Source organism: Colwellia marinimaniae (genome assembly GCF_002207865.1).
Lineage (GTDB): Bacteria > Pseudomonadota > Gammaproteobacteria > Enterobacterales > Alteromonadaceae > Colwellia > Colwellia marinimaniae.
On the sequence record NZ_BDQM01000226.1, the window covers coordinates 1 to 278 of the forward strand.

Here is a 278-nt window from a genome sequence, read left to right on the forward strand (position 1 = left end):
CTTCTTCTTAATCGGTGGTTGTGACGGTGATAAGTCAGAGCGCAGTTACTTCACTGATTTAGCCGTGAACACCCCGAAAGATTCGATTATATTAACCTTGGCTTGTGGTAAATACCGTTTCAACAAGAAAGAATTTGGCGATATTAATGGTATCCCACGTCTATTAGATGTTGGCCAATGTAACGATACTTACTCCGCTATCCAACTGGTATTAGCATTAGCAGAAGAGTTTGATTGTGGCATAAATGAATTACCGTTAACGATTGTATTGTCTTGGT

Annotated in this window: 1 pseudogene; it reads left to right on the plus strand. The window is 39.6% G+C overall.

The features are described from left to right. Positions 1-278, plus strand: a pseudogene (locus MTCD1_RS19030) (hydroxylamine reductase); the annotation flags it as partial.